The 23,177-nt window shown below is 54.5% G+C and carries 21 protein-coding genes; all 21 read right to left on the reverse strand.

Annotation, left to right across the window (positions count from 1 at the left end):
• Window positions 1-3 precede the first annotated feature (3 nt).
• Entirely contained in the window at window positions 4-678 is a 675-nt protein-coding gene (locus HALA3H3_RS07295) for an OmpA/MotB family protein (RefSeq protein WP_022520916.1), read from the reverse strand.
• 5 nt (window positions 679-683) lie between these two features.
• Entirely contained in the window at window positions 684-1,505 is an 822-nt protein-coding gene (locus tag HALA3H3_RS07300; protein WP_022520917.1) for a motility protein A, read from the reverse strand.
• 40 nt (window positions 1,506-1,545) lie between these two features.
• Window positions 1,546-2,247: an RNA polymerase sigma factor FliA gene (locus HALA3H3_RS07305; protein ID WP_009288446.1), complete on the reverse strand. Its 702-nt coding sequence runs from the start codon at window positions 2,245-2,247 to the stop codon at window positions 1,546-1,548.
• A 26-nt stretch (window positions 2,248-2,273) separates the two neighbouring features.
• Window positions 2,274-2,705, reverse strand: a complete 432-nt coding sequence (locus HALA3H3_RS07310) for a flagellar protein FlhE (protein ID WP_022520918.1) — start codon at window positions 2,703-2,705, stop codon at window positions 2,274-2,276.
• 25 nt (window positions 2,706-2,730) lie between these two features.
• Window positions 2,731-3,303 carry a C15 family peptidase gene (locus HALA3H3_RS07315; RefSeq protein WP_022520919.1) on the reverse strand — a complete coding sequence of 191 codons (573 nt, stop codon included), beginning with the start codon at window positions 3,301-3,303 and terminating at the stop codon, window positions 2,731-2,733.
• Window positions 3,300-5,483, reverse strand: coding sequence for a flagellar biosynthesis protein FlhF (gene flhF / locus HALA3H3_RS07320; protein ID WP_022520920.1), 2,184 nt, complete (start codon window positions 5,481-5,483; stop codon window positions 3,300-3,302). Before flhF ends, HALA3H3_RS07315 begins: the two co-directional genes overlap by 4 nt.
• Before the next feature lie 58 nt (window positions 5,484-5,541).
• Window positions 5,542-7,629, reverse strand: a complete 2,088-nt coding sequence (gene flhA, locus HALA3H3_RS07325) for a flagellar biosynthesis protein FlhA (protein WP_022520921.1) — start codon at window positions 7,627-7,629, stop codon at window positions 5,542-5,544.
• Window positions 7,626-8,792, reverse strand: coding sequence for a flagellar biosynthesis protein FlhB (gene flhB, locus HALA3H3_RS07330; RefSeq protein ID WP_022520922.1), 1,167 nt, complete (start codon window positions 8,790-8,792; stop codon window positions 7,626-7,628). The genes flhA and flhB overlap by 4 nt, the downstream gene beginning before the upstream one ends.
• A 104-nt stretch (window positions 8,793-8,896) precedes the next feature.
• Window positions 8,897-9,592, reverse strand: coding sequence for a protein phosphatase CheZ (gene cheZ, locus HALA3H3_RS07335; RefSeq protein ID WP_009288441.1), 696 nt, complete (start codon window positions 9,590-9,592; stop codon window positions 8,897-8,899).
• A 41-nt stretch (window positions 9,593-9,633) separates the two neighbouring features.
• The gene (gene cheY, locus HALA3H3_RS07340) at window positions 9,634-10,023 is read right to left on the reverse strand and encodes a chemotaxis response regulator CheY (RefSeq protein WP_022520923.1); all 390 of its coding nucleotides are present in this window, start codon (window positions 10,021-10,023) and stop codon (window positions 9,634-9,636) included.
• Window positions 10,024-10,125: 102 nt separating this feature from the next.
• Window positions 10,126-11,823: a methyl-accepting chemotaxis protein gene (locus HALA3H3_RS07345; protein WP_022520924.1), complete on the reverse strand. Its 1,698-nt coding sequence runs from the start codon at window positions 11,821-11,823 to the stop codon at window positions 10,126-10,128.
• Window positions 11,824-11,882: 59 nt separating this feature from the next.
• The gene (locus HALA3H3_RS07350; protein ID WP_009288439.1) at window positions 11,883-12,944 is read right to left on the reverse strand and encodes a protein-glutamate methylesterase/protein-glutamine glutaminase; all 1,062 of its coding nucleotides are present in this window, start codon (window positions 12,942-12,944) and stop codon (window positions 11,883-11,885) included.
• Between the two features lie 91 nt (window positions 12,945-13,035).
• Window positions 13,036-13,908 carry a CheR family methyltransferase gene (locus HALA3H3_RS07355; protein ID WP_022520925.1) on the reverse strand — a complete coding sequence of 291 codons (873 nt, stop codon included), beginning with the start codon at window positions 13,906-13,908 and terminating at the stop codon, window positions 13,036-13,038.
• Window positions 13,905-16,052, reverse strand: coding sequence for a methyl-accepting chemotaxis protein (locus tag HALA3H3_RS07360; protein ID WP_022520926.1), 2,148 nt, complete (start codon window positions 16,050-16,052; stop codon window positions 13,905-13,907). Before HALA3H3_RS07360 ends, HALA3H3_RS07355 begins: the two co-directional genes overlap by 4 nt.
• A 60-nt stretch (window positions 16,053-16,112) precedes the next feature.
• Window positions 16,113-17,375 (reverse strand): methyl-accepting chemotaxis protein, encoded by a 1,263-nt coding sequence (locus tag HALA3H3_RS07365; RefSeq protein WP_236557216.1) that lies wholly within the window; start codon window positions 17,373-17,375, stop codon window positions 16,113-16,115.
• Window positions 17,376-17,507: 132 nt separating this feature from the next.
• Window positions 17,508-18,005, reverse strand: coding sequence for a chemotaxis protein CheW (gene cheW, locus HALA3H3_RS07370; RefSeq protein WP_009288435.1), 498 nt, complete (start codon window positions 18,003-18,005; stop codon window positions 17,508-17,510).
• On the reverse strand, window positions 18,002-20,098 hold the full coding sequence (cheA, locus tag HALA3H3_RS07375; protein WP_022520928.1) for a chemotaxis protein CheA: 2,097 nt from the start codon (window positions 20,096-20,098) through the stop codon (window positions 18,002-18,004). The genes cheW and cheA overlap by 4 nt, the downstream gene beginning before the upstream one ends.
• Window positions 20,099-20,140: 42 nt before the next feature.
• The gene (motB, locus tag HALA3H3_RS07380) at window positions 20,141-21,088 is read right to left on the reverse strand and encodes a flagellar motor protein MotB (RefSeq protein ID WP_022520929.1); all 948 of its coding nucleotides are present in this window, start codon (window positions 21,086-21,088) and stop codon (window positions 20,141-20,143) included.
• The gene (gene motA, locus HALA3H3_RS07385) at window positions 21,085-21,954 is read right to left on the reverse strand and encodes a flagellar motor stator protein MotA (RefSeq protein WP_022520930.1); all 870 of its coding nucleotides are present in this window, start codon (window positions 21,952-21,954) and stop codon (window positions 21,085-21,087) included. Before motA ends, motB begins: the two co-directional genes overlap by 4 nt.
• 246 nt (window positions 21,955-22,200) lie before the next feature.
• A complete protein-coding gene (gene flhC / locus HALA3H3_RS07390; RefSeq protein ID WP_009288432.1) occupies window positions 22,201-22,743 on the reverse strand; it encodes a flagellar transcriptional regulator FlhC in 543 nt (180 codons plus the stop codon).
• Window positions 22,740-23,072: a flagellar transcriptional regulator FlhD gene (flhD, locus tag HALA3H3_RS07395; protein ID WP_022520931.1), complete on the reverse strand. Its 333-nt coding sequence runs from the start codon at window positions 23,070-23,072 to the stop codon at window positions 22,740-22,742. The genes flhC and flhD overlap by 4 nt, the downstream gene beginning before the upstream one ends.
• Between the last annotated feature and the right edge of the window lie 105 nt (window positions 23,073-23,177).

Raw genomic sequence — 23,177 nt, forward strand, 5'->3', positions numbered from 1 at the left:
AATCTATTCACCCTCGACCTGCTGCCTTAGCAACAACTCTACGCGACGGTTGGCAGCTCGGCCCTCCGCCGTTGCGTTCGGTTCCATGGGTTGGGTGTCGGCATAACCGACGGCCCGCATACGAGAGATATTGAATCCTTGGCGCTCTAAATGCCTCACCACAGCGATAGCCCGCGCTGATGAAAGCTCCCAATTAGAGGGGAAGCGGGCCGTTGAAATAGGCACGCTGTCGGTGTGGCCTTCTACCGAAATCTGACCGTCAAAACGGGTCAGCACATCGATAAGGCTTTCTACCACCTCTTGCCCACGGGAAGTCAGTACAGCTTGACCGCTGGGAAATAAAAGGCTGGTATCAATACGTAACGTGACCCCTTCACTCCCTTGCGAAACACTGACACCGGGGATGTCGAGCCCATCAAACTGCGGCTGAACCCCTGAATGGCGGGGCTGAATACCAGTGGCTAGAGACGCCAGCGGCAATGATGATACAGCGCTAGCCGAGCGCATGAAAGCAGTATCAGCCGCCTCACCGCCTCCCGGCGGTGTCAGTGAAAGCAGCAGCACAAAGAGCGTGATTAGCAGCGTCAGCACATCCAAATAGCTGGTTAGCCAACCCTCGTCACCATCGCCTGGCGACGGCGTCATTTCCAGTGCGTGGCGCGTATCACGGTCAAGCATCTGGCCTACCCCTTCGCCGCCGCACTAACCGACGAATCAGGCCTTGGTTTGACGCTGTTATCACGGATCTCATCGTGATAGTTAGCTACAAACGAGTTGAGGGTCTCTTCAATAAACGACGGCAGGCGGCGCTTGGTAATCAGCGAAATACCTTCCAGCACCATGTTCATGGTAATCAGCCGCTCTTCGGTGCGGCGCTCGAGTTTCACCGCAATCGGCTTAAACACCAAGTTGGCGAGTAAAATGCCGTAGAAGGTGGTGAGCAGGGCCACCGCCATGCGCGGGCCGATCACCTGCAGGTCGCCTGCGTCCATGACTTCCAGCATATTGACCAGCCCCACCAGGGTGCCGATCATGCCAAATGCGGGTGCGTAGGTGGCCATGGTACGGAATATTTGTGCCTCGGCATGCTCACGCGCTTTAAGACGGGCAATGCGCCAACGCAGCATGTCAAAAATTTCATCCTCTTTGGTGTTGGCAATGACCAGTTGGATCCCGGTACGCAAAAACGGGTTTCGGGTATGCTCCAACTCGCGCTCGACCGCACGTACATCGCCCTTAAACCAGAGTCGCGACATATCCACCAATTCGCGGATATCGTCACGCATATAGGTATTTTCGCGCCGGAATACCAAGCCCACCAACCGTACGACGCGGAGCACCTCTTTCAGCGGATAGCTGATAAAGGTTGCCGCTAGGGTACCGGTCACCACAATGGCCAAACCCGGCAAATTGATAAAACTTTCAGGGGACTCTGCGGTGAAAAACAGCACGCTCACCAACAGTAGTATGCTGGCAAATATGCCTATCAGCGTCGAAGGGTTCATCCACGGCTCCTTGCCGGTCACAAGTGAGTAAAAAGAGGTGTTATGCCGAGTCGTGTAAACGCGCGCGTAAGCGGCTGACGGCTTGGCTGTGCAGTTGTGAAACGCGTGACTCCGTGACGCCCAACACAGCCCCTACTTCCTTAAGGTTGAGTTCTTCTTGGTAGTACAGCGCCATTAGCAGCTTTTCACGCTCTGGCAGCGCTTCAATTGCCTCAATCAACGTTTGTCGTTGCTGGCCGTCTAGCAACTGCTCGAACGGTGAATTAGCCAATTCATTATTGCTAGGCTCGCCACCGTCGGCCACCAGCTCTTCAAACGGCAACAGTTGACCACTGTTGGTGTCGTTGAGGAGCTGCTGATACTCACTCAACGGCATTTCAAGGTGTTGGGCGATTTCGTTCTCTTCTGGTGCCCGTCCGAGCTGTTGCTCTAATTGACGAACGGCACTGTCAACCGCTCGCGCTGAGCGGCGCACGCTGCGGGGCAACCAGTCGCGGGTACGTAATTCATCCATCATTGCACCGCGAATACGCTGACTGGCAAACGTCGCGAACGTTGCCCCCTGGGTGGCATCGAAGCGCCCCAGCGCTTCCAGCAGCCCTACCATCCCGGCTTGAATAAGGTCGTCGAGCTCAATACTGGCTGGCAAACGGACCTGAAGCGTCAAGGCCTGACGTCGTACCAGTGGCATGTATTGCGTCAACAGCTCACTCTGTTTGATCCTGCCTTGTGCTGTGTACATCCTCTCGCCTCGCGTCTATCCAGCCTTCACTGATAGTTCACAATCATTTGCAGCCCCTGGACACGAACAGGCCGCTGCCCCGGACGTAAAGCGAAGCGAAAATGCAACGGCGCATCCGCGGCAAACCCCGCCAGGGCAGTGGTAGTCCCCCGCATGCCAGCTAACGCAACGCACTGCTCAGGATGGCACAGCCAAGCGTTTAATAACGCACCAGGGGGATATTGAAACTGCCAATGAATACGCCCGAGCTGTGCTGACTCCACATTGTTAGCAGCAGCAGGTGGGGTAGCGTTTTGGCTAGCGCTTGACCGATCACTCATCGCTACCATCAGACCTGGTATCTGGCTGCTCCAGCTACCGGGTGTCGCCTGGGCGTTTCCCGTTACCCCTGCTAGTAGACACCCTGTCAGCAGTACTGGGCTCAGTAGCAGTCTCCCTCTTAATAGCCAGCTTAGCATGCTTGGTCTCCTCGGCAGAGTGCGCTCATCGTGCAAGTACCAACAGCTCCATATTTAAGTAGTAATCAGCTGCCTCACGCAAGTTATTGAGCAACCCTTGACGCGGCAAGTGCGGCTCGTGGAGCGCCAGCAAACGGCGCGGCCCGCCACGCTCATGTAGTTGACGCAAGGTACGGAACATGGAAGCAAAGGTATCGGCATCGCTACTGATCCACAGTGCCCAACGGCTGTATTGATCGCAAAGTTGGGCTAGGTCGGCCGTTTCGGCCATGACGATATGAATATCCCAATCCTCAGGATCACCGGCCCAGCTTCGACCTAACGTCGACCACTGCCCTAATCGTGCTTTAACCTTGTTCACCTGGGCTGCACCACTACCCGGTAGTCCGACCACAATAAGCGGAATTTTGGGCCGGTGCGCTACCACCGTTGCTGGCTCTTCCACCGCTGCAGCTGTCGGCTTTAACAGAGAGCTAGGCTGTTCAGATTCCGGCACGTGTTCTGCCGCCGCAACATCAACTGTACCCTCAGCTTGCTGCTGTTGGCGCTGCAGGTTTGCCCACTTGCGTAGACCCGATGCTTGATCCTGTTCGCTCACGCCACGCCCTCTCGACTAACACTGCCCATTTGACGAATCGCATCTCGTGCCATAAAGGCGTAGACCAGTGCATCAAGCATGCCGGTATCGCGGCGGCGACGGCTGTTGCCTAATAGGTTGAGCAGATCGCCACGCAGCGTCTGCGCCTCCTCATCATCAGCAACATCGAGATGCCCGGCGACCGATGCCACACCGCTGGCCATCAATAGGCGAACTTCAGCATTTAGATCCCCGCTATCGGCCTCTTTTAACTGCTGCCACGCGCGACGCGTCAAGGCGGCCAAGCCTTCGCTTTGCAGCTGGGTTAACAGCAGTGAGAGCACCTCTGCTCCTAGCCGAGCGGGGGTAAGCCAGTAGCGGCGCGCCACTACTTTGGCGCTTTCCGGATCGCGAACTTCACCGAACCAGGCGAGTAGCGCCGTGCCGCTGGCGTCCTCGACTTCGGCGTAGGCAGTCCACAGTTGCACCGATTGGCCACGAAAACGCACGCCCACATGGTGCGTTAGCACACTGTCACTAAATAGCTGGCGGATAGATTGACGTTCGTGGTGAAAGCGTAACCGATGACTGGGGGCCACTTGGCTGACCCAGGTCAAGTGCTCGGCTTCCAGCCACGCTAGTGCATCCGGTTCAGGGAAGCGCGGTAGTAAGTGCACCGCAACGCCGCTCGATGCCGACAGAGCGGCTAAGCGTGGCTGCCACCCTGCGGCGTGGCGATGCTGCAGCCAGGGTAGCGCCAGCCAGGCACCATCCGTGTCCAGGCCAATGTCCGGCATTGCCCAGTCGCAGCCGCGCTCATTGCGCCGCGGAAACCACGCCATCCCTAAGGTGGTCTTTGCCGCTGGATAACCGGCAAGTAATGCATCCAAATGTGTTTCCTGCAAACGACTAGGCAGCGAAGCTAGGTTCCAGATCTCTTCTAATTCCGCAAACCCCGTGACGCGTTGGCGCAACCTCGCCAGTAGCGACGACAAACGACGCCCTTGGCCCAGGACATCCCGCGACCAGCGCGGCATTCCCATCGGCGCATCGGCACTTTGCACCCGTTCACGCTGAGGTGTCGCGGTACTCAGCGCTTGATCCACTAGCGCATCGGGGGCGGCAAGGGCCATATCTTCGGGCACCTGCTGGCCATTAGAGCCAAACAGTACGCGCATCCCGTGACGCATAATAATATCTAACACTGGAGCCAGACGTCCCGCCTCATCCTGTTTGGTGATAATACAGTCATCTAACTCTGCGCCCGCCGCCCGCGCGGCCTGACGGTAGCGCAGCACCACTTCTTCGAGGGTTTCCGGTTGGCTGGCAGCATTGAGTAGCAGCACCAAACGTACCCGCGAGCGTCCGCCTTGCAGGTGGGCAATCTGCTCTATCACCCGCTGGTCACGCTGACTCATGCCTACGGTGTCGATAATTACCCACTGCTTGCCCTGCAGGCGGCCCAGCAAATCGTCGATGGGCTGTTCGGCATCCAAGGCGTACATCGGGGTATCCAGCAGGCGCGCATAAATGCGCAACTGCTCATGGGCACCGATCCGGAAGCTGTCGGTGGTAACCAGCGCTACCGGGCGCGTGCCGTGGCGCATCACAAAACGAGCGGCCAGCTTGGCGGTGGTGGTGGTTTTACCTACCCCCGTTGGCCCCACCAGGGCAACAATGCCGGTTTGGTCGAAAAAGCTTGCTTCATCGTTGAGTACGTAAAGGCGATCCATTAACTGCTGTCGCAGCCACTGCAGTGGGGCTTCGCTATCGCCGTCTAACCTGGTTAGCGATGCAGGCAACCCAGCCAGCAGTTCATCGGCAATTTCGCTGCTAAAACCCACATTCCACAGCAGTTGACGCAGCCGTGCAGCCGTTCCGGTGGGCGCTGCTGGCGATGGTGAAGCAGTATGGGTTGACTGGCTGTTTGCCAGCAGCGCTCGCATATCCTGCATTTCGCGCAGTAAGCGCTCGCTCATCGCCTGCATGGGGTCTTGCGCTGAAGGTGCTGTCGGCGTTTCGGGTGGTGCAGGTTCTGGTGAGGGTTCAAAGTGGTCAATGGCTTCATCCGCCATCGCTAAAATTTCAACGCCCCCTTCGGTACGCCGATTTGCGACAATCAAGGCGTCTTCACCGAGCGTTTCACGCACTTGGCGCATCACATCACGACTATTGGCTCCCACGAAACGTCTAACGCTCATGATTTACCCTTGCCTGTTCTGAAAATGGACGACGCTAGCCTATCACGGCGTGCCATCTTTAACGTCCGCCGACCACTGTGGTCACTCTTAATGTGCGATCGTCGGGAATTTCAGCCTGGGACAGTACCGACATATGGCGTAACCGGCGGCGTAAGAAGCGCGATAGCACCGCCCTTAGCGAATGTTGCACGACCAGCACCGGCGGCTCGCCGGAACTTTCGTGACGCTCCAGCGCCTGCTGGGCCTGGGTCATCAGCGTTTCTGCCAACCCGGGCTCCATGGCGCCGTTGCCATTCATGGCCTGTACCAGCACTTGTTCCAGTTGAGCATCCAGCCCCATGACATTGAGTGTCTCCTGCCCCGCAAACCACTGCTGGACAATGGCGCGCCCCAGCGAGACTCGCACCAGCGCCGTCAGCTCATTAGGATCTTTTTGCTGTGTGGCGTACTCGGCCAGGGTATCGAGAATAGTGCGCATGTCGCGGATAGAGACATCTTCGTCGAGCAGGTTTTGCAAGATACGCTGCAGTACCGTCAAGGAAATAGCTTTGGGGATCACCTCTTCGACCAACGCTTTTTGATCATCGCCCATTTTATCCAGCAACTTCTGTACTTCCTGACGGCCCAGCATCTCGGGTGAATGGCGGTGCAACAAGTGGTTCAAGTGGGTCGCTATGACGGTACTGGCATCCACAACGGTGTAGCCATACACCTGGGCATGCTCACGCTGGTTGCTATCAATCCAGACAGCGGGCAAGCCAAAGGCGGGATCCTGAGTATGGGTGCCCTGCAGCTCGCCCGATACCTGCCCAGGGTTAATCGCTAGCCATTTGCCCGGCTGTGCCTCAGCGCGACCAATCTCGGCGCCTTTCATGGAGAGCACATAGGCGTTCGGCGGCAGCTCCAAATTATCGCGGATATGCACCACTGGCGGCAGGAAACCCACTTCTTGGGCAAACTTCTTACGCACGCTCTTAATGCGCCCAAGCAGCTCGCCTTTTTGACGCGAGTCCACCAGCGGGATTAAGCGATGGCCCACTTCCAGGCCGAGGGTATCGACCAGTTGCACATCTTCCCAGCTCGCTTCGGGTGTCTCTTGTACAGGTACAGGCGCAGTCGCAATTTCCTCCTTGACCAACGCCTGTTCTTTTTGGCGCATAATAAACCACGCCAAACCCGCCAATAGTGCGGTAAAGAGCAGAAATACGACATTGGGCATGCCGGGCACCATGCCCAGTAGCCCCATCACTATGGCGGCTAATATCAGCACCTGGGGATTAACGAATAGTTGGCTGAGCATTTGCTGGCCAATATCTTCGTTCGTATCCATGCTGACCCGGGATACCGTGACACCCGCGGCGGTGGAGATCACCAAAGCAGGGATTTGCGCCACCAGGCCATCACCAATCGCCAGCAGCATATAGGTTTGGCCTGCCGCACCAAAGCTCATATCGTGCTGCAGCATACCAATCATCAACCCGCCGATGATATTGACCACCATAATCACCAAACCGGCAATGGCATCACCACGGACAAATTTACTCGCGCCGTCCATCGAACCAAAGAAATCAGCCTCTTGTGAGACCTCTGCGCGGCGCTTTTTGGCATCGTCTTCGCCGATTAAGCCGGCATTCAGATCGGCATCGATGGCCATCTGCTTACCCGGCATCGCATCCAACGTAAAGCGCGCACCCACTTCGGCAATACGGCCAGCACCTTTGGTGATAACCATAAAGTTGATGATGACAAGAATCAGGAAGACCACTAGGCCGACAGCGAAATTGCCGCCGACCAGGAACGCCCCGAACGCTTCAATGACCTTACCCGCAGAGGCGCCGCCTTGGTGGCCCTCCATGAGCACCACACGGGTAGAGGCCACATTGAGCGACAGGCGCAGCAGCGTAGTAAATAGCAACACGGCAGGGAATGCCGCAAAGTCCAGCGGCTTCTGGGTAAACATGCTGACCAATAACACCATAATGGCCAGAGCGATATTGAAGGTGAAGAGTAAATCCAGGGCGAAGGGAGGCAAGGGCACAATCATCATGCCCAAAATCATTAGGATGAGCAGCGGCCCGACCAGCAGCTTCATGCGCACATCACCCATCCAGTCGCGCCGACCTACTAGTTGACTCAAGCCTTTCATGGTTGCGCCTCATTACCACCGGCGCCATGCCCGGGGCTTTCCATCTCCGGCGGAACCGGCAGGTTATCGGGGGTTGGGGGCACCTCGCCTCCTTGTTGTGATACTTGCTTGAGGCGGTAGGCCCAGGCCATTACTTCCGCCACCGCGGTATACAGTTCGGCAGGTACTTCTGCATCTAGATCGACGTGATGATACAGGGCCCGCGCCAATGGTGCTGCCTGCAAGCGTGGCACGCCTGCCTCTTCAGCGATTTCGCGAATGCGTGCAGCCACTGCGTCGGCGCCTTTTGCCACCAGCCGCGGGGCGCCCATACTGCCTTCCTGATAAGTCAGTGCTATCGCATAGTGCGTGGGGTTGGTAATGATGACGTCCGCCTCGGGCACTTTGCTCATCATCCTGCCCCGCGCCATGGCCTGCTGCTGCTGGCGAATGCGCGCCTTCACATGCGGGTCGCCTTCGGACTCTTTGTGCTCACGCTTAATCTCTTCCTGACTCATGCGCAGCTTCTTAGCATTGTCCCAGAGCTGGAAAGGGACATCGATCAAAATGACCACGATCAACACCAACACCATTAGCCCAGCTGCCTGAGCCGCCATGCTTAGGGCATTGGTCAGCGCTTGCTGGATAGGCTGATCCATTAGCGCCATAAATTTGCCGATGTTGAAATACAAAAACGTCGCAGCCACGCCCCCCACCAGAAACGATTTGGCAATCGCTTTTGCCAATTCGATCAGTGCCTGGGTGGAGAAGATACGCTTTACGCCCTTAATAGGGTCTAACTTGGAAAACTTGGGCTGCATCGATTTACCCGATATCAGCCAGCCCCCCATCAGCCCAGGGGCTACTAACGCAATGATGGCTAACAGTAAAAACAGCGGCATCATGGCAAATAGCGTGCGCTGACCAAGATCCAGCGCATTGACCAGCATCGGCGTACTTTCCATTGCCTGGCGGCGCTCAAACAAGAAAGCTTGTTCCATCACCGCACCCAACTGGTCGTAGAGCATGTTGCCCATGCTATAGAGGCCAATCACACCACCCAGCAAAAGTAAAAACGTATTTAACTCGCGGGAACGGGCAACTTGGCCCTCTTCACGGGCTTTCTCTTTCCGCCTGGGCGTGGCCTCTTCGGTCTTTTCCTGGTCGCTATCGTTATCTGCCATACGGGTATCCGGCCAGGTGAAGCAAAGCTTATCACGTATTCAGCCGTCCATAGGGACGGCTGAATGGCGTACTTGCGTGCCCAGAGGGCGTTTAATAACGCATCTTAGAAGCCTAATTCGTCCAATAAGTCGTCTACTTGATCTTGCCCAGAGACGGTATCAGGGACATTATCCTTCACTTGCGGCCCATTCAAAAGCTCTTCGTTACGCCGTGCACTGTCGCTTTTCCACTGATCCTCGGCCTTGCGCTGCAGCGTTTCTCGTGCATGGGCGCCCGGCGCGTTATCGATCAACACTTGCACCAACTGATGTTCGATCTCATGGATCACGTCCATCATCTTCTTAATCACTTGGCCGGTCAGGTCCTGAAAGTCCTGAGCCATCATGATTTCCATCAGTTCTTTGTTAGTCGCTGAAACCACATCGGGTACTTCGCTAAGATAAGTGCGTGTCTCGACAACGAGCGCTTTCGCCTCATCCAGCTCTTTCGGTGCTTCAAACCACTCGGCCCAGCGCTTATCCAGCGCTTCCGCCCGGTCTGACAACTGATCCTGCAGCGGCTGCGCACGGTCAACGGCATTGAGCGCTCGATCTGCTGCCTGCTCCGTCATGGTGGCGACATAGTGCAAGCGGTCGCGTGCATCGGGGATGGCTTCGGCCGCCTTCTCAATCTCTTTATCAAGCCCCAGTTCACGCATGTTTTCGCGCAGCATACGCGTCAACTTACCGATGCGATGAATTAAGTCTTCGGCGGCTTGTTCGGACGATTGGGCAGAATCGGACTGCTCATTCTGGCTCATAACGTTGTCTCCTCGTTAACCAAGCACATAGGCCCAGTTGCTCACATACCCAGTTTGTCGAAGATCTTATTGAGCTTCTCTTCGAGGGTAGCGGCAGTGAACGGCTTGACGACATAGCCGTTAGCGCCCGCCTGAGCAGCCGCTATAATGTTCTCTTTCTTCGCTTCTGCGGTCACCATCAACACAGGAAGGTCTTTCAAGGCGTCATCCTGACGGATCTCCTTGAGCATCTCCAGGCCATCAAGGTTCGGCATGTTCCAATCGGAAACGACGAACTCAAACTTGCCGGCACGCAGCTTATTGAGCGCATCTTGTCCATCTTCGGCTTCATCCACGTTGGTGAAGCCCAACTCCTTAAGCAGACTACGTACGATCCGACGCATGGTGGGAAAGTCGTCTACAACCAGGAAACTCATATTCTTATCTGCCATGGGTCATCCTCTAATCAATCAGTATATGGCACAAGGGCGACTGAAAAGTACAGTCAGGGGTTTAAAACGGCTACTTTGAAACGGCTCTTTCAAAACGGTTCTTCAGAATTCCTCCCACTCTTCGTGGTCGCTGCGCTGCGAGGCTGGAGCTGGGCAACGAGCTTGCTGGTCGGCCCTAGGCGCAGGCATAACGTCCGTTGCTGGCGATGAGGAAGGCAGCGCCTGATGGGACGCCCCCTGCATACCTAACAGCTTAAACACGGCTACGGCTTGCTCCAACCGGTTGGCCTGTTCCTCAAGGGAGGCCGCCGCCGCAGAGGCTTGCTGTACCAGCGCGGCATTTTGTTGGGTGACTTGATCCATCTGGCCCACGGCTTGGCTGACTTGCTCAATACCGTCACTCTGCTCTTGGGAGGCAGCGGAGATTTCATCCATGATGTCGGTAACACGGCGTACTGCAGTAACCACATCCGACATCGTGGTACCGGCCTGCTCGACCAGAGTGGAGCCTTGCTGAATTTGTGTTACCGAGGCATCAATCAGGGTTTTAATCTCTTTGGCCGCATCCGCACTGCGGCTGGCCAAATTACGCACTTCCCCCGCCACCACCGCAAATCCGCGACCTTGCTCGCCGGCGCGGGCGGCCTCTACCGAGGCGTTGAGAGCCAGAATATTGGTTTGAAAAGCAATTGAGTCAATAACGCTGGTGATATCGGCGACTTTTTTCGAGCTGGTGGAGATACCGTGCATAGTTTGCACCACTTGCTCCACCACTTGTCCACCGCGCTCAGCCGTGGTGGAAGCGTCTGCTGCCAGGGTGCTGGCTTGACGAGCATTGTCGGCGTTCTGTTTTACCGTCGCGGTCATCTCTTCCATGCTGGCCGCGGTTTGTTGAATCGATGCCGCCTGCTGCTCTGTACGTGAGGAGAGATCAGCGTTGCCGCTGGCAATCTCACGGGTGCCGTGGTGAATTTCGTTACTGCCTTCACGCACCCGGCCAACGATATTGGTGAGGTTTTGCTGCATGGTGCCCATAGCACCAAACAAACGGCCAATTTCATTTTTACCTGCTTCCGGCAGCGGGTTAGTCAAGTCCGCCTCAGCAATCGCATCCAGCCGTTGGATTGCGCCTCTTAGCGGCGCAATCACTGTACGGCGTAAACCTAGGTAGATTACCAAAGTCATCAGTAAGGCAAAAATCACCGCTCCAGCATTGATCATGGCAAACAGATTGCCTTGGGCATCCGCGTCAGCGCGAATGGTATCTACCCGCTGGAAGCCGTAGGCGACAAACGCCGTCATACTTTCAGATAAGCTATTTATCGGCTCTACCAGCTCATCGCGCAGGTTGTTGTAGCTGGTTAAATCCATATATTCAAAGGTGTCGTGCTGTTGTTTAACTAGCCCCATTACGGTATTAAAATCTTCAATTAGGGTGTTCGCCAATGCCTCGCCTTGCGGTGAAAATGAGTTTGCCGCAAAGCGCTCGAAACGCTTTTCAGAACGCTCAATGCGATCAGCGGCAACGGCAACCTGCTCATTGGATTGCTGGGTCTGTCCTACCATCAGGTAGTTGGAGGCAGTTTCCATAGCCAACATGGCTTGGTTAAGCAACGAATCGGCACGGTTAACCTCATTTAACTGCGCATCGCTGATACCGCTTAGCGTGGCTAAGTTATTTTGTGAATTGCGATCGGCCACCACACTCAAGCCCGAAATCATTAAAATCAGCACGACAAAGCAGCAAAGCGATGTGACCACGGCGGCGTGAATACTCAAGTTGCGCAGTAAACGGTTCATTGTGATTTCCCTTGCGAGCTTATTTAGTTTTTATGATTACTAACTTTTTATGAATTGCACTACACACGCTGGGCGCGGCCGGAGGCGGCGATCAGCGCCATCATTCGCGAGGGAATGTCATCTAACGCCACCACTTCCACAGCCCCCCCGACAGCAATAGCTTCACGGGGCATACCGAAGACCACACAGGTCTGCTCATTCTGGGCAATGGTGGGCGCACCCGCCTGGCGCATCTCTAGCAGCCCTGCCGCACCGTCCTTACCCATGCCGGTCAAAATAACACCGATGGAGTTCTTGCCCGCATGCTGAGCCGCTGAATGGAACAGCACGTCTACCGAGGGGCGGTGGCGATTAACCGGTGGGCCGCTATCTAACCGCGCTACGTAGTTGGCACCGCTACGCGCTAACTTAAGGTGTTGATCCCCTGGGGCGATATAAGCGTGCCCAGGTAGAATCCGCTCGCCGTCGGCGGCCTCTTTCACCGTAATCCGGCACAGCCGGTCTAAGCGTTCCGCAAACGAACGGGTAAAACCGCCAGGCATATGCTGGGTAATCAAAATCGCCGGGGCGTTGGCGGGCAGCGGCTCAAGTACCGCACGAATCGCTTCGGTGCCCCCCGTAGACGCGCCAATAATGATCAGCTTTTCACTCGACACTAAAGGGGCTTTCAGGGCTTCCGGTGGCGGAGTGTTTTTATGCCGCGCCTGACGGGGCCGCGAGCGCGCAGCGGCGCGCAGTTTTTCGGCAATCTCGTCAGCATACTCCATCATCCCATTGCGGATGCCCAGACTCGGCTTGGCGACAAAATCCAGCGCGCCAAGCTCTAGCGCACGCAGGGTAATCTCCGAACCGCTTTGGGTGAGCGACGACACCATCAATACCGGCATAGGACGCAGGCGCATCAAACGCTCAAGAAAATCCAAGCCATCCATACGTGGCATTTCCACATCAAGGGTGAGCACATCAGGATTGTGCTGCTTGATCAAATCCCTGGCGGCAATGGGGTCAGGCGCTACCGCAACGACTTCCATATCGGGCTGGGAATTAATAATTTCCGTTAACAAATCGCGAATTAGCGCCGAATCATCGACACACAACACTTTGATCTTGGCTGCGCTCAAAGCACGCCTCCTCTTGCTGTAGACGCCTGATGTGTTATTGCAACCGCCGGAGCCACAGCGCCTAAAGCGATTATAAAGACACGATAGTTATTCATTTTTTGGCCAGGTTATAAACGGTTTGACCACGCAGCTTGAATGCGTCGCTGATATACGAGAAGTTTTCCGAGTGGCCTGCAAACAGCAAGCCATCGGGCTTCATCAGTGGTGCAAAGCGCTTAAGAATTTTTGATTGAGTATCTTTATCAAAATAAATCATGATGTTTCGGCAGAACACGGCATCAAAAGGGCCTTTAATTGGCCATTGCGGCGCTAGCAGGTTCAGTGGCAAAAACTCCACCAGTGCGGATACTTCTGGGCGAATCCGTGCAAAGCCCGCATGGTTACCCGTTCCTTTCTGAAAAAACCGCTTTACCCGTGCCTCATCGATCTTGCGCACCTGTTCCAGGGGATAAACGCCAGCGCGAGCCCTGGCCAACGCATCCGTATCAATATCGGTGGCGATCACTTTGGCCTGCGACGCTTTAGCGCCCAACGTTTCTAACAATGTCATTGCCAGCGAGTAAGGCTCCTCCCCGGTGGAGGCGGCCGAACACCAAATAGTGACCGGGTCTTGTTTATTCTTTATATGCTCAGCCAACAGCGGAAAATGGTGCGCCTCACGAAAAAAGGCCGTGAGGTTAGTGGTCAGTGCATTGGTAAACGCTTCCCACTCCTTGGCTTCTGGCTGACGCTCCAAGCGCACCAAATAGTCGGTAAAGCGTGTCATGCCATGGTGGCGTAGCCGCTTTGCTAGGCGGCTATAGACCATTTCACGTTTATGCTCAGCCAGCACAATGCCGGCGCGCTGATAAATCAGCTCGCGAATCCGTGTAAAATCCGCATCCGTCAGTACTAGATCGCGCTCAATCTGACTGCTCGATGTCCACTGACCTGCGTCTACCACCCGTTCACGTTGTTCGGTCAAAACGCTTCCCACTCCTCTGCTGAGGCTGCCTGCCGTTTAACGGGCGAATTCGGCGACGATGTGCTAGGCAACTGAGCAGTGTGCTTAGTCGCTGTCACTGCTGGCGGACGTAGCGCCCCCTGACTGTTTAATCGAAACGCTTCCACCGATAGCGCTAATAGCCCCGCCTGCTTCTCAAGCGAGACCGCCGCGCGTGCAGTTTCCTGTACCCGCACCGCATTACGCTGGGTACCTTGATCCATCTCTGCTACTGCTTGATTAACCTGGGCAATACCATGGCTCTGCTCTTCGGAGGCGGCTGAAATCTCGTGCATGATCTGCGTCACACTGCGCGCGGCTTCCGCCACTTCGCTAATCGCAGCTTCGGCTTTGGTGACCATACTGGCACCCGCACTTACCTCACGGTTAGAGCCATCAATCAGACCGCGAATTTCTTGGGCGGCACCAGCGCTACGGCCAGCCAGGTTACGCACTTCTTCGGCCACCACCGCAAAACCACGCCCATGCTCGCCGGCCCGAGCCGCTTCTACCGATGCATTCAGCGCCAGAATATTGGTCTGAAACGCGATCGAATCGATAACATTGATAATATCGGCCATCTGCTGGGAGCTTTGGGTAATCCGCTGCATGTTGTCGACTAACTGTGTCATCAACTCGCCAGTATTCGTTACCTGGATAGCATTGTTATCGGCTAGACGACGGGCTTCTTGAGCGTTCTCACTGTTTTGCCGCACAGTGGCAGTCATTTCTTCCATGCTGGAGGCGGTTTGTTGCAAAGAGGCCGCCTGCTGTTCAGTACGCGACGACAGCTCTTCGTTGCCGCTGGCAATGTCCTGGGCAGCCGGAGTGACCACATCAATACCGCTTTTGACATCGGAGATGATACTGCTGAGGCTTTTGCGCATAGTATTCAGCGAGTCCATCAATTGGCCCACTTCATCGCGTCTCTGGGTGGGGACTTTAGCGGCCAAATTACCGCCAGCAATTTGCAGCGTAAAACCTGCAGCACTTTTTAGCGGCCTGGTAATCGCCCTCAGAGTAACCATGCCGATCAAAATAAGTAGCAGTAAACCAATTCCAAGTACTATGGCTTGAGCGCTCAGCATCGTAGTTTGACCTTGCTGAGCATCAACGGCCATGGCCTCAGCTGCCTGCTGTTTCTGGGAAATCAGTTGATTAACCATGCCTGACAGGATGCGGCCCTCGCTGGTCATGACGCTAATCACAGCATCGAGACCGGTAAAGGCTTGGTAGGTCTCTTCTGCCTGAAGCACGCTGGCCGCCTGGCCCATGCCGTTCTGCAGGAAGGTCTGTAGCTGCTGGTCAAACTCGGTGGCAAGCTCAGTCGCATTGACCTCACGGGAATAATACTCCTGCCACACCTCAGCAACCTCTGCGGCGCTCTCCTCAATGCTTTCACCCATCTCGAAGCGTTGATTGATCAGTTCCATACGCTCTGGCTCAATCATCGCCTGGCGGGTTTGGGCAATGGTTTGATCGATTTTCTGCAGGCGAATAACATCACGCAGACCGTCATTATTCAGTTGCCCCAAGCGCTCGCCGGAGACATTCAAACCATACAGACCAAGCCCACCGCTGATTAATAACAACAGCCCTGCAACGACAATCATGCCTACCAATTTGGCACGAATGGTGTCGAGGCGTACCCGGGCCAAACGCTTAATCACACCTTTCTGGCGTAACCGGCCTTTATCTAAGTAAAGCCGCTTGTTGCGGCCTTCGCGTATTTCAGCGTAGGCCCGCTCGGCCTGCTCAATGGCTGCGCGGCTGGCCTGTACACGTACCGAGGTGTAGCCCACGACTTGCCCATCTTCAATAATCGGCGTAACGCTGGCATTTACCCAGTAGTGGTCGCCATTTTTGCAGCGGTTTTTGACCAGCCCTCGCCACGTTTCCCCCGTTTTGACGGTTTTCCAGAGGTTTTCAAAGGCTGCCGGCGGCATATCCGGGTGGCGTATCAGGTTATGCGGCGCACCTATCAGCTCTGCGTGTTCAAAGCCGCTAATATCGATAAACGCAGGGTTGGCATAGGTGATGCGTCCCTTGGTATCGGTACGCGAGACTAGGAAGTCGTCTTCTTTTAGTTCGATTTCACGCTGAGAGACTGGTTGGTTATTACGCATGGTGTGCCTTTTTTTAATGTTTTATTTTTCAAAAAGAGTGCGCCTGCCCTACCAAGCAAATTAAAACGATGACCACTCTTCTGTTTCTGCTACTGGCTGTGGACGCCTTGTTGCGGGTTTTGACGCTGCCGCTGGCAATACAGCCGGAGTGCACGGGGCAGATAATTCAGTGACCCGAAAGCGCTCAACCGCCTCGCGTAAGCGTGCGGCTTCGCTTTCAAGTTCATTGGCGCTGCGCGCGGCTTGCTGCACCAGTTGAGCATTTTGTTGCACAACCTGATCCATTTGCGCCACGGCCTGATTCACTTGGCCAATGCCGCTACTCTGCTGCTCAGAAGCGGCGGCGATTTCATCCATGATATCGCTGACGCGCTGCACAGCACCCACGAGATCCTGCATGGTTTGTCCAGCTTGATTGACCCGCTGAGTGCCGGTATCTACCTTGCTGAGCGATGTATCAATCAGCGTGCGAATCTCTTTGGCGGCAGCGGCGCTGCGACTGGCTAAGCTACGTACTTCCTGTGCCACCACGGCGAACCCTCTGCCATGCTCGCCAGCACGCGCCGCTTCCACCGAAGCATTCAGCGCCAGAATATTGGTCTGAAACGCAATATTATCGATAACGGTAATAATATCAGCGACTTGATGAGAACTTGCGCTTATGTCTTGCATGGTGCTGACGATCTCACCAACCTCTTCTCCACTACGGCGGGCTGTCAGGGTCGCGCTCCCGGCCAATTGGCTGGCTTGGCGGGCATTTTCAGCATTATGACCCACCGTTGAGGCTAACTGCTCCATGCTGGAAGCCGTCTCCTCTAACGAGGTGGCCTGCTGCTCGGTGCGCGAAGAAAGGTCGTTATTGCCGCTGGCTATTTGCTGAGAGCGCTCATAAATCGATGTACCGCTGGTGCGCACGGTACCTACCGTTTGCGAGAGTGAGCTCTGCATATGGGCCATGGCGCTATAAAGCCGCCCTATTTCGTTATTACCCGGAGAGGTAATGGCCTGGCTTAGATCCCCCTGGGCCATACGCTCAAAATAGCCCACCAAGCGATCTAGCGGGCGCAACACATTGGCCGTCACCCCCCAGATAACCACGATTACCGTGGCGATAGTCATTACGACTATCCCGAGTAGTGCCCAGCGAATTGTCGCGGCAAAAGCACTGAAAGCGGCCTGTTGTGCCTGCACATCGTCAGAGGCCTGCACGATTGCTGCACCATGGTGCAGGGCATAAAGACCAATACCACTGGCAATTAAAACAAGCACCGAAAGTGTCGCTAGCACTAAGCCCCAACTCAAGCGCACCGTCATATTATTCATTAATTGCCGCATTCGCTGTGTCACGCCCTTTTCTCCACGCACAACCGGCACTCGCTGGCACTTTCCGTAGCGCGAGAATGCATCATTGAGTAGAACTGATTTGGCACGCTCCCTGTGCCATGTTTTTTAGTCTTACTGGTTGCTGGTGCTTTCCACCAGTGCCATCTCGTCGCTGGTGAGCAACTTATCGATATCCACGAGTACCAGCATGCGGTCATCCAGACTACCCAAACCGCTCAGGAAGTCAGACGAGAGCGTGACACCAAATTCTGGCGCCGGTTTAATCTGATCAGGGGTCAGTGTCATCACGTCGGAAACGCCGTCCACTACGATGCCGACCACCCGGTCTGCAACATTGACCACGATCACCACTGTTTGGCCACCGTATTCGACTTTATCAAAGTGAAACTTAATGCGGAGATCTACGATTGGCACAATGACGCCGCGCAGATTAGTGACCCCTTTGATAAATTCAGGTGCATTGGCAATCCGGGTTACGTTTTCGTAGCCACGAATTTCCTGCACTTTCAAAATATCAATGGCGTACTCTTCATCGCCTAATGAGAACACTAGGAATTCGCGGTTTTCGGCTTCTGCGGCTAGTACCGCACCATTGTTGGCTTGACTCATGACGGCTCAGCCTCCTTAAAAGATGAAAGGTTTTGATTGTTTACTACTTTTTTGCCTGCCTCTTTTTTATATCGGCTCAGGCGGTGTAAACCAGTAATATCCAGAATCAACGCTACACTACCGTCACCTAAGATGGTCGCGGCCGAGATCCCTGGTACTTTGCGGTAATTGTCTTCCAGATTTTTGACCACGACCTGCTGCTGTCCGATCAACTCATCGACCAACATGGCGTAACGACGGCCTTCGCCCTGCACAATGACAGCGATGCTTTTGGTCGGGTCGGTAATCGCATTCTCGACGTTCAGCACTTCGTGAATGGCAATCACGGGCAGATATTCGTCGCGGACTTTGATCACCACGTCGTCACCGGCCATGGCGTACATATCGTCTTTGGCGGGCTGCAGTGATTCAAGTACGGTAGAGAGCGGAAGAATAAACGTCTCGCCGCCGACCTTGATCGACATACCGTCCAGAATGGCCAACGTAAGCGGCAACACGATACGGGTGTTGGTGCCTTCACCTAGCTTCGACTGGATTTCAACCCGACCGCCCATGCTCTGAATGTTGCGCTTCACTACATCCATGCCCACGCCACGCCCAGATACGTCGGTCACTTCATTCGCCGTTGAGAAGCCGGGAGCAAAAATGAGCTGGAAGACCTCTTCGTCCGACATGGTGTCCGACACATTGAGGCCGTTTTCGCGCGCCTTGGCTAGCAGGCGTTCACGATCCATGCCGGCACCATCATCGCGCACTTCAATCAAGATATTGCCACCCTGGTGACGTGCGGAGAGGGTTAATTTGCCAACACGCGGCTTGCCAATGGCTTCGCGCACATCGGGCATTTCCACGCCATGATCGAGGCTATTGCGCACCAGGTGCGTTAACGGATCAGTGATCCGTTCGACCAAACTCTTATCCAGCTCGGTCGACTTGCCTTCGGTAATTAATTCGATCTCTTTACCCAGCTTACCGGCGGTGTCGCGCACCACGCGGGGGAAGCGACTGAATACAAACTCCATGGGAATCATGCGAATAGACATGACCGCTTCTTGGAGATCACGGGCGTTGCGCTGCAGTAGGCTCATGCCATTTTGCAGTGAGGCATTGCCCACCGACTGATCTTCTAAATCGCTAACCGTTTGATCGAGCATCGACTGGGTGATAATCAGCTCACCCACCAAGTTGATAATTTGGTCGACTTTATCTACCGATACGCGGATTGACGAAGACTCGGCGGCAGCTTTTTTGGGCTTCTCTTTGGCAGCAGGCTTTGGCGCGCTTGCCTTAGAGGCCGTGCTTTCTGCCGGCGCTTGCGGCGCTGGGGCTGCAGGCGTCGAGGCTTCTGGCTCGGCTGGGGCTGGCTCAGTAGCGACGCCCTCAACAGCCGTAATCTCAATCTGATCAGGTTCGATAATAAAGCACATGACCGCTTCAATATCGTCAGCACTGTCGCTGCTTTTGAGCACTACCTCGTAACGCTTTGCGTCGCCTGACTGGGACTGCACTTCACCGAGCTGCTCTAACTCTTCAACCAGCAAAATGCGGTCTTTATCTTCAACGTTGAGCAGTGCCACTAGCAGATGGCCGTTCGAGGACGCCTCTGCATTATTACTGTTTGCTTCCGCGTCGTTTTCACTTGGCACAGGCGTCGGCGCAGCCTTGGGCTCAGCAGCAGGAATAGTCGGCCCATCGAGCTGTTGGCCAATTTCGTCCAAGGCAATTTGCTGCAGCGTTTGGCAAATGCGTTCAAATGCCTCTTGATTAGGCTCCTCTTCGCTGCGGTAGGCATCGAGTTGCTCATGCATGATGTCTTTAGCCTCTAAAAAGGTATCCACGAGGTCGGCTCGCAGCGTCAGTTCGCCTTTACGTGCGTAATCGAGGAGGTTTTCCAAAATGTGCGTGGTTTTCTGTAGCACGGTAAAACCAAAGGTTCCCGCCCCCCCCTTGATCGAGTGGGCGGCACGGAAAATAGCATTGAGCTGCTCACTGTCTGGATCATCAACATCCAGCTCCAGTAAATGCTGTTCCATATCCGACAGCAGCTCTTCAGCCTCTTCAAAAAAGGTGTCAAAAAAATCCGCTATATCCATACACCGCTCCACCTTAACGTCGTCTTTTATGACAGGCTCAGATCACTCTTGCGCTTGAACCTGAGGCTCGTCTTGTTGTGTTGATTCAATTTGCGCTTCGGCTGAAGCTTCTAGTGCTTCGATTGAAGCTTCTGGCGATGCATCTCCCGACTCCATTACAGTAGGATTGCGAATCGCATCAGCAATTTCCGGAAACAACACCACCAGCTCTATGCGTCGATTGATAGGATCGGTTGGCTCAGTCTCGGGCAATAACACACGATCTGCAAAGCCAGACACGCGAAGTAACTGACCTGGATCAAAGCCACCCGCAATAAGCTCGCGGCGCGACGCATTAGCGCGATCATTGGAAAGTTCCCAGTTACTGTAACCACGATAGCCTCCCGCATAGGGGACGCTATCGGTATGCCCGCTGATACTTAGCTCATTGGGAAGCTCATTTAGCAGCGGTGCGATGGTACGTAACAAGCTGCGCATATAAGGCGCCACTTGGTCGCTACCCAGCTCAAACATGGGGCGCTGGTCGGTATCGAGTAGCTGTATGCGCAGCCCTTCGCGGGTCAAGTCAAACCGCATTTGATTGCGCAACTGGCGCAGCTCGGGATCTCGCTCAATGGCCCGTTCAATACGCTCTTGTAAATCCCGGAAAAAGTTTCGTTCCTGCATGCTTGGACGAGTGCGCTGAAGGCTATCAATGCGCGCCCGCTCCCCATCGCTATGAGTGGGATCGGGCCCGCCGCCGGGAATCGCGCTGGTGCTGCCCGAACGATCGCCACCGGTTATCGCCGTCACCAGGGGGGTGCTAAAGTACTCTGCCACCCCCTTGCGCGTCTCTTCACTGGAAACGCTCAAAAGCCATAGCACCAAAAAAAAGGCCATCAGAGCAGTCATAAAATCCGCTAGGGCAATTTTCCAGGCACCACCGTGATGGGCATGGACGACTTTTTTGCGTCGAATGACAATCGGACGCTTGTCACCACCCTTACTCATGCGTTACCGGCCTTTTTTGCATCCCTTACATACTCTTCAAGCTCCGTAAAACTAGGACGCTCGGCGGCAAACAGTGCCTTGCGACCAAATTCAACAGCCAACTGCGGCGCATAACCGTGCAAGCTAGCGAGCAGCGTAATGCGAATACACTGGAGCATTTTTTCGGCTTCTTTCGCCTGCCGTTCGATGTAACTTGCCAGCGGACTAACAAAACCATAGCCCAGCAAAATACCCAAGAAGGTGCCCACTAGCGCTTGGCCGATCATCACACCCATCTGAGTCGGCGTAGCATCGGCGTAGGTGAGTGTTTTAACGACCCCCATTACTGCCGCCACGATGCCGAAGGCAGGCATGGCATCGCCGACTTTGGCAATGGCATCGACAGGAATATGAGCTTCCTGCTCAAAGACCTCAATCTCGTGCAGCATCAGCTCATCAATTTCCATGGGTTCCATACCACCGCTTACCATTAAGCGCAGATAGTCCGTTAGAAAATCCATGATATGAGGATCAGCCAATACCGTAGGATGCTCTTGAAACAGCGGGCTCTCCTCGGGATTATCAATATCCCGTTCAATGCCTAACATGCCTTCACGGCGAATTTTGGAGAGTAATTTATACTGCAGCGCCATCAGCTCCATATAAAGTTCTTTGTTATATTTTTTGGCGCGCTTGAGCCGGGGCAAAATTTTAAAGGTCGCTTTAATCGCTTTGCCATTGTTCGCTGCGATAAATGCACCAACCCCGGCTCCGCCAATAATCAGCAGCTCAAGAGGTTGATACAAGGGGCCTAAGCTGCCACCTGCCAGCACATAGCCACCAAACACAGATAGCAATACGATTACATAACCTAGAGGTATCAGCACAAGCAGGATCCTTGCGGTATTCAGTATTAAATTAGGGAACCAAAACTTAGCCACCTGATCTGATGTTTAAGCAATGTTCCATTCCAAGCATGTCTTAGCCCTATTATACTAGGGTCAGACGTCTGTTTAATGAAAAAGCACCACTGGCTTTTAGGCCTATCTAAGCCAATACACTTATTTCTTGTTAGTACTCATTACTGTCTTATACCCTACTTCACACCATCAGTGATGTAATCGCAGAGATTGTTACATTTTTTCACTATTCTCCCGCTGTGCTTTGCGCGTTTTACCCGCTCTTGAGGGGGGCTGACAAATACCGCACACATAGTGTTGAGCGGGACTATGAGCGTGCGCCACAAACTGCCCAGTGCAACGCGTACACTGATTAAGCTGGAGCAAATCACTCTCGAAAAAGCGTATCAGCGTCCACGCACGGGTTAACCCGAGAACCGGCTCCACCTTTTCCAGCGACATTTGCTCGTCATAGAGCCGATATGCTTTGACAAAGGCATCGATGCGATCACAGCCTGCCGCCTCCTTCAGGCTTAAATAAATGTTGTAAAACAGCGACGAATGAACATTGGGAAGCCAAGTAATAAACCAGTCGGTGGAAAAAGGCAGCATGCCCTTAGGCGGTGACATGCCACGCACTTCCTTATACAGCTTGATCAAACGCGTGCGGCTTAATTCCGTTTCTGTTTCCAGCACCTGAAGGCGCGCACCCAGCTCAATCAATTCGATTGCCAGCTGCACTTGGTGCATTTCATCGACCAAGCTTTTCTGGCTCACTTCTCGCCTCCCGATGGCATTGGCTCAAATGCATCGCTTGCCAACAGCAGTGATGCATGAAGCCCTGCCAACCCCTGATCGCGGGGATTATCTGTAAGCTGTCGAAGCCGCTCGGCACTCGTTTGGCTAAACCGGCACAATAATTGGCTGGTTCGCGCCAACTTGGTAAGCTGGCGAGCATTAAGCGAGACAATCAGCTCGGCAACATCGCTGTCTATTTTTAAGCGAAACATAGCAGCCTCACGATCTTCATCAAGCAAGCGCTGCGCCAGAAGCAAATAAGCTAAATTAATTTCCTGAATTTCATCGAGAAAGTTGGTTTGACTCATAATGTCCCATTAAACGACTCAGGCGCGGTGTTGTGACCATTATACTGGCGCCATTAATGACTTTTTATTACCTACCCTCATGGTTGCATACAATGTCTGTAAATG

It is taken from the genome of Halomonas sp. A3H3 (assembly GCF_000982975.1).
Classification (GTDB): Bacteria; Pseudomonadota; Gammaproteobacteria; order Pseudomonadales; family Halomonadaceae; genus Vreelandella; species Vreelandella titanicae.

Coding starts and splice junctions, on each gene's coding strand:
- HALA3H3_RS07295 (WP_022520916.1), bottom strand. CDS start 678: ATGCTTGACCGTGATACGCGCCACGCACTGGAAATGACGCCGTCGCCA.
- HALA3H3_RS07300 (WP_022520917.1), bottom strand. CDS start 1,505: ATGAACCCTTCGACGCTGATAGGCATATTTGCCAGCATACTACTGTTG.
- HALA3H3_RS07305 (WP_009288446.1), bottom strand. CDS start 2,247: ATGTACACAGCACAAGGCAGGATCAAACAGAGTGAGCTGTTGACGCAA.
- HALA3H3_RS07310 (WP_022520918.1), bottom strand. CDS start 2,705: ATGCTAAGCTGGCTATTAAGAGGGAGACTGCTACTGAGCCCAGTACTG.
- flhF (WP_022520920.1), bottom strand. CDS start 5,483: ATGAGCGTTAGACGTTTCGTGGGAGCCAATAGTCGTGATGTGATGCGC.
- flhA (WP_022520921.1), bottom strand. CDS start 7,629: ATGAAAGGCTTGAGTCAACTAGTAGGTCGGCGCGACTGGATGGGTGAT.
- flhB (WP_022520922.1), bottom strand. CDS start 8,792: ATGGCAGATAACGATAGCGACCAGGAAAAGACCGAAGAGGCCACGCCC.
- cheZ (WP_009288441.1), bottom strand. CDS start 9,592: ATGAGCCAGAATGAGCAGTCCGATTCTGCCCAATCGTCCGAACAAGCC.
- cheY (WP_022520923.1), bottom strand. CDS start 10,023: ATGGCAGATAAGAATATGAGTTTCCTGGTTGTAGACGACTTTCCCACC.
- HALA3H3_RS07345 (WP_022520924.1), bottom strand. CDS start 11,823: ATGAACCGTTTACTGCGCAACTTGAGTATTCACGCCGCCGTGGTCACA.
- HALA3H3_RS07360 (WP_022520926.1), bottom strand. CDS start 16,052: ATGCGTAATAACCAACCAGTCTCTCAGCGTGAAATCGAACTAAAAGAA.
- HALA3H3_RS07365 (WP_236557216.1), bottom strand. CDS start 17,375: ATGAATAATATGACGGTGCGCTTGAGTTGGGGCTTAGTGCTAGCGACA.
- cheW (WP_009288435.1), bottom strand. CDS start 18,005: ATGAGTCAAGCCAACAATGGTGCGGTACTAGCCGCAGAAGCCGAAAAC.
- cheA (WP_022520928.1), bottom strand. CDS start 20,098: ATGGATATAGCGGATTTTTTTGACACCTTTTTTGAAGAGGCTGAAGAG.
- motB (WP_022520929.1), bottom strand. CDS start 21,088: ATGAGTAAGGGTGGTGACAAGCGTCCGATTGTCATTCGACGCAAAAAA.
- flhD (WP_022520931.1), bottom strand. CDS start 23,072: ATGAGTCAAACCAACTTTCTCGATGAAATTCAGGAAATTAATTTAGCT.